At 68.9% G+C, this 6,439-nt stretch carries 5 protein-coding genes; all 5 read right to left on the minus strand.

The annotated features are described in order from the left end of the window. Positions 1-54: 54 nt before the first annotated feature. Entirely contained in the window at positions 55-1,101 is a 1,047-nt protein-coding gene (locus ACFTZB_RS41220) for a proline racemase family protein (protein ID WP_378441049.1), read from the minus strand. 72 nt (positions 1,102-1,173) lie between these two features. Further along, positions 1,174-2,670, minus strand: a complete 1,497-nt coding sequence (locus ACFTZB_RS41225; RefSeq protein ID WP_378441051.1) for a gamma-aminobutyraldehyde dehydrogenase — start codon at positions 2,668-2,670, stop codon at positions 1,174-1,176. 62 nt (positions 2,671-2,732) lie between these two features. Continuing rightward, positions 2,733-4,214, minus strand: coding sequence for an aldehyde dehydrogenase family protein (locus ACFTZB_RS41230; RefSeq protein ID WP_378441053.1), 1,482 nt, complete (start codon positions 4,212-4,214; stop codon positions 2,733-2,735). Positions 4,215-4,259: 45 nt separating this feature from the next. Next, positions 4,260-4,685, minus strand: a complete 426-nt coding sequence (locus tag ACFTZB_RS41235; protein WP_378441055.1) for a hypothetical protein — start codon at positions 4,683-4,685, stop codon at positions 4,260-4,262. After that, positions 4,682-6,322, minus strand: coding sequence for a GMC family oxidoreductase (locus tag ACFTZB_RS41240; RefSeq protein ID WP_378441057.1), 1,641 nt, complete (start codon positions 6,320-6,322; stop codon positions 4,682-4,684). Before ACFTZB_RS41240 ends, ACFTZB_RS41235 begins: the two co-directional genes overlap by 4 nt. Positions 6,323-6,439: the final 117 nt, after the last annotated feature.

Below are 6,439 nucleotides of genomic sequence, written 5' to 3' on the forward strand. Positions count from 1 at the left end.
CCCCCCACATGTGGGGGGCGTGCAGTCTCGTTCGGTGTTCTGTGTTGTGTTTGTTCAGAGCGCAGTGAGCCAGGTGTCGCCCAGGGTGTATCCGTTCGGGAAGGGATCGCTGGGGTCGAGTCCGAGCTGGGTGGTGCCGGTGATCCAGGCCCGTCCGGCGACGCTGGGGACGACCGCGTCGTACCCGCCGATGGTGGTCACGGACTCCACCCGGGAGTCGAACTTGGTGCCGATCAGCGATTCGTGGACGAACCGTTCGCCGACGGCGAGGTCGCCGCGGGCGTGCAGGACCGCCACTCGTGCCGAGGTGCCGGTGCCGCACGGGGATCGGTCGATCCGGCCGGGGGAGACGACGACGGCGTTCTTCGACGTCAGATACTCGCCGCTCTCGTCGGTCTGCCGGGACAGCGGCCCGGTGAAGACCGTCTGGGTGATGCCGGGGATCTCCGGGTTTTCGGGGTGCTTGACCTCGTACTGCTGCGCGCCGGCCTTCTTGATGCGCTGGCCGAGTTCGCACAGGGCGCGGGCCTCGGAGGGCGCCAGGTCGAAACCTGCTTCGGCGGCGTCGACGACGACGTAGGTCATTCCGCCGTAGGCGATGTCGACGGTGAGCTTGCCCAGATCGGGGACGTCGAGGGGCACCTGGGTGTGGTAGACGAAGGCCGGCTGGTTGGTGAGCCGAACGTTTTCGACCTTGCCGTCCTTGCATTCGCACTGCACCTTGATCAGGCCGGCGGGGGACTCGAGGACCACCTCGGTGACCGGCTCGGTCATCGGCAACATCCCCGTCTCGAGCAGCACGGTCGCCACGCACATGGTGTTCGACCCGGACATCGCCGGGTATTCCGTCGACTCGAGGATGACGTAGCCGAGGGGGGCGTCGGGGTGGTTGGACGGCAGGATGATGTTGGCGTTCTGCACCGCCGCACCGCGGGGCTCGAACAGGATCAGCTGGCGGATCTGATCGAGGTTCTCCTCGAGGTAGACGCGCTTGTCGAACATCGTCTGGCCGGGAACGTCGCCGATGCCCCCGACGATGACGTTCCCGACCTCGCCTTCGGCGTGGCAGTTGACCACATTGAGTACGCGGCTGAATCGCATTGTTCGCTCTCTTCTTTCGGCGCTACCGACGCGCGCTGAGGTTGTCTTTCGGTGTCCGGCGGGCAGACGGACTTACCGGTCACCGAAGATCGTCCGGTGCCAGTCCTTGCGGGCGACGCCGGTGATATCCGACATCACATGCTTGATGTTGGTGTACTCGTCGAGCGAGTAGGTCGACATGTCCTTGCCGTAGCCGGACTGCTTGTATCCGCCGTGCGGCATCTCGCTGATGATCGGGATGTGGTCGTTGACCCACACGCACCCGGCGGCGATATCGCGGGTGGCGCGTTGCGCCCGGTACAGGTCCCGGGTCCACGCCGACGCCGCCAGACCGAACGGGGTGTCGTTGGCCAGCGCGATGCCCTCGTCGTCGTGATCGAAGGGGAGCACGACCAGGACGGGGCCGAAGATCTCCTGCTGCACGATCTCGCTGTCCTGTTCGGCGCCGACGACCAGGGTGGGCTCGTAATAGAAGCCGTCGGCGAGGTCGCCACCCGGCATGGTCCCGCCCCGTACGACCGTGGCCCCGCCGGCGCGGGCGCGGTCGACGAACCCGGCGACGTGCTCCTGCTGGCGGCGCGAGACGAGCGGCCCCTGATCGGTGGACGGATCGGTGGTGGGGCCGAGCCGGACGGTGTCCATCACTGCTGCGACGCCGTCGACGAATTGGTCGAACAGCGGGCGCTGGACGTAGGCGCGGGTCGCGGCGGTGCAGTCCTGGCCGGTGTTGATCAGCGACGCGGCCACCGCCCCCTGAATGGCAGCCTCGAGGTCGGCGTCGTCGAAGACGACGAGCGGGGCCTTGCCGCCCAGTTCCAGGTGCAGCCGCTTGCCTGCCGAGGCGGCGGCGATGCTGTGTCCGACCGGGGTGGAGCCGGTGAACGAGACCATGCTGACGTCGCGGTGGGTCACCAGTGCGTGGCCGGCGGTGGTGCCCTTGCCGGTGATCACGTTGATCACCCCGTCCGGCATTCCGGCGCGGGTGGCGGCCTCGGCGAACAGCAACGAGGTCAGCGGGGTGATCTCGGCGGGTTTGAGGACGATGGTGTTGCCGGCGGCCACCGCGGGCAGGATCTTCCACGCGGCCATCTGCAGCGGGTAGTTCCACGGCGCGATCGATCCGACGACGCCGATCGGCTCGCGGCGGATGCTCGAGGTGTGATCGCCCGAGTACTCGCCCGAGGCCTTGCCCTCGAGGTTGCGCGCCGCGCCGGCGAAGAAGGCGACGTTGTCGATGCTGCCCGGGACGTCGAACTCGGTGGTCAGCTTGATCGGCTTACCGGCCTGCGCCGACTCCACGGTCGCAAGCTGAGCGGCGATCGTGTCGAGCTCCCGCGCCCACCGGGTCATCACCTCGGAGCGGTGGGCCGGGGTGGCGCCGGCCCAGTCCGGTAGGGCGGCGGTGGCGGCGGTGACGGCGTCGTCGACGTCCTCGGTCGACGCCAGGGCGCCGGTGACGACGGTCCGACCGGTGGACGGGTCGAGCACGTCGAACGTGTCGGCGGACTTGCCGTCACGGTAGCGGCCACCGATGTACTGCGCGGGTCGGTCCCAGATATGTTGCGCCACAGTGATTCCTTCGTTTCTTCCGGACAGGGGAGGGTGGTCGGGTCGGCGTCGCGGCGGGCCGGTCAGCGGTTGTCCACCATGACGTGCTTGAGGCGGGTGTACTCGAGCAGCCCGGCCTCGGCGTTCTCGGTGCCGATGCCCGAGGCCCCGAATCCGCTGACGGGCAGGTCCGCGGCGAAGACCAGGTGGTTGTTGACCCACACGGTGCCGAAGTTCAGGGCGTTCTGGACGCGGGTGGCCGTACCGACGTTGCTGGTGAACACCGACGACGCCAACCCGTACCGGGTGCCGTTGGCCAGCGCGATCGCCTGCTCTTCGGTCTCGAAGATCTGCACGGTGAACACCGGGCCGAAGATTTCCTCCTGGACCAGTTCTTCGTCATCGGCGACTCCGACCACGATCGTCGGGGGGAAGAAGAACCCGTCACCCTCGCAGTTCTCGCCGCCCGCGACCACGCGGGCGCCGGAGGTGCGGGCCTCGATCTTGGCGAGCACCCGGTCGCGCTGCTGGGCGGAGTTCAGGGGCCCGATGGTGGTGGTGGGGTCGAGGACGTCGCCGAGCTTTTCGCGGCTGCACCGCGCCTTCAGTCCGTCGACGACTGCATCCAGCAGGGATGCGTGCACGATGACTCGGCTTGCGGACATGCACTCCTGGCCGGTGTTGTACAGCCCGCCGATCGCGATCGCATCGAGCGCGGATTCGAGATCGGCGTCGCCGAACACGATGACCGGGGAGTTGCCGCCGAGCTCCATGATGGCCTTCTTGACGCCGTCGGCGGCCGCGATGCCGACCTTGCGGCCGGTCTCGATGGATCCGGTGAACGAGACCACGTCGACCTTCGGGTGCCGGGCGAGGGCGTCACCGGCGACGGCGCCGGTGCCGAAGACCACGTTGAACACCCCGTCCGGGAGCACCCGGGCGACGATCTCGGCGAGCCACGCGGTCGAGTACGGAGTGGTCTCGGCGGGCTTGAGGACGTAGGTGTTGCCGGTGGCGAGGGCCGGGAACACCTTGGCGACCGCCTGCAGCAGCGGGTAGTTCCACGGCGTGATGCCGACGGCGACGCCGACCGGTTCGCGGCGCATGATCGAGGAGACACCCTCGAGGTAGTCACCACTGGAGGGGGCTGGCAGGGTGCGGGCGGCGCCGGCGAAGAACCGCATCGCGTCGATCACCCCGGGCAGTTCCTCGTCCCGGACCGCGGTGATCGGCTTGCCGGCATCGACCGCCTCGATGATCGAGATCTCTTCCAGCAGTTCCTCGGTCAGGGTGGCGATGTCGAGCAGGAACTTCGAGCGGGCCGCGGGGGTGAGGGCCGCCCAGCCGGGCTGCGCGGTGCGGGCGGCGGCCACCGCAGCGTCGACGTCGGCGGCGGACGAGGCCGGGACCGTTCCGATTTCGCGGCCGGTGGACGGGTCGAGCACCGTGATGGTGTCGGGCGAGCCCGACGGGGTCCAACGGCCGTCGATGAAGTTGCCGGTCACTCGTCCGGCGAGCGTGTGCAGCACCGAACGCTGGTCGGATCCGATCGTGGAGAGGGTCATGGGTGAGGTCCTTTTCTTTTCGGGCAGGTCTAGGGGGTGACGGGGCTATCGAGGTGTCGGCCGGTAGGAGCCGGGGTAGTTCATCGCTGCCTCGAAGACCTCGTCGGAGAGTTCCTCGGCGGCCTCCTCCAGGCGCGGCGGGGTGCGGTGCTGACCGGGGTAGCCGATCAGCTCTCGGACCGCGGGCACGAGGTAGTAGGCGCCGCTGACCGCGGTCGCCAGCACCTCGAACCGCGCCCGGTCGCTCTCGTGCAGGTCGATGACGGCCGGTTCGAGGTCGGGGACCGTCTCCAGTCGTGCCAGCTCCGCCTGCAGCGCACCGACCAGGTCCGAGCGTGCGGTCAGGGCCCGTTCGAGCCAGAGTCCGTCGGGGTCGGCGTCGCGGAGGCCGGGCCGGGTCGCGGTGGCGGGGATGAGGACGTCGGCGACGCGCCAGAGCGTCTGCCGTTCCTGCTCGCTCAGGTGTGTCATTCGGAAATCTCCTGCCAGCGTGCGTTGTTCGTCAGGTGTTCGGCGGCACGCAGCGCCAGTGCCGTGATGGTTGCGGTCGGGTTGACCGCCCCCGAGGTGGGCATCACGCTGCCGTCGACGATCGCCAGGTTCGGCACGTCGTGCGCGATGTTCCATTCGTTGACCACCGACGTGGCGGGATCGGTGCCCATCGTGGCCGTGCCCAGCAGGTGCCCGGGCTGCTCCGGCCACAGGTCGGTGGCCACCGTGCGGACCGCTCCGGCGGCCTCGTGCGCCTCGACGGCGCGTGCGAGGTTGAACTGCAGGAGCTTCTTGGTGTTCTCCGACAACCGGTATCGCACACGCGGAGCGGGGATGCCGTTCGAGTCGGTGAGCGTCGGGTCGAGATCGACGTGGTTGCTCTCCTCCGGCATGTCCTGCGAGTTGATGCCCCACTGCAGGCCCCGGCCGAGCGTTTCGTCCATACGGTCGTGCACCGCCGGCCCCCACTTCTCGGCGAACGGACGCCGGTCGTGCAGTGACAGCGCGCGCAGCGGCCCGCCGATGGGCATGACCTGCCACTTCGCGCCGCCGACGAAGCCGCGCGAGGCGTCGGTTTCGTAGAACTCGAGCGAGTGAATGGCCTGCCCGGCCGGTCCCCGCCAGCTGTCGAGCGGCTCGTCATAGATGCCGGTGACCTCGGCGTTCGGGTGCAGCATCAGCCTCTTGCCGACGAGACCGGACGAGTTCGCCAGCCCGTTCGGGGCGCCGCCGTGCGCGGAGAGCAGCAACAGTCGTGGGGTGCCGATACCGTTCGCGGCGACGACGACCAGCCGGGCCTTCTGCCGGTGCTCGCGGCCGGCGGCGTCGACGTAGACGGCGCCGTCCGCGCGACCCTTGGCGTCGACGGTGATCGTGGAGACCCGGGCGCCGGTGATCAACCGGGCACCGTGCCGGATGGCGGTCGGCCAGTGGGTGAGATCGAAGGACGACTTCGCACCCTCCGGGCAACCGGTCTCGCAGGTGCCCCATCGGGCACAGCGCGCGAACTCACCGTGCTTCTGCGAGGCAATCGCGTTGGGGGAGGGCCACCAGTGCCAGCCCAGCTTGTTCATCCCGCGGGCGGCGATCCGCCCGATCTTGCCGATCGGATGCGGGGGCAGCGGCGGCACCATGCCGTCGGGGTACATCGGGTCGCCCTCGAGGCCGGCGAGGCCGACGGCGGCGTCCATCCGGTCGTAGTACGGGGCTAGGTCCTCGTAGGTGATCGGCCAGTCGTCGGCGACACCGTTGAGGGTCTTGACCCGAAAGTCGGAGGGCAGCAGGCGCATCCAGTGCGCGCTGTAGATCAGCGTGCTGCCACCGACACCCGCGAACATCACCGGCGAGACGTCCGACTCGGACACGTTCGTCGGATAGTCCTCGGCGTTGCCGCGCACGTTCGGTTCGGGGTACCACTGCTTCTGCGCCAGCAACTCCCACTCCGGCTTGACGGCAGGAAACTCGCCGCTGTTGACCCAGCGGCCCTGCTCCAGGCAGACCACCGAGAACCCGTGCCGGGCCATGTGCTCGGCCACGACACCGCCGGAGGGGCCGGCGCCGATGATCAGGACATCCGCCCGATCCGAAGGTGTAGGTGTTCCATCGCCGATTGTCATCGGGATATCTCCTCCCGGCCACGCGGGCCTTGGGTCGTACCGGAGCGGCAACCGCAGGTCGCGCATTCGCTCGTCAGTCACTCACGCGGCGTCGAGACGCCGATCACACCTAAGAGG

It is taken from the genome of Rhodococcus sp. NPDC057014 (assembly GCF_042673295.1).
Lineage (GTDB): Bacteria > Actinomycetota > Actinomycetes > Mycobacteriales > Mycobacteriaceae > Rhodococcus_F.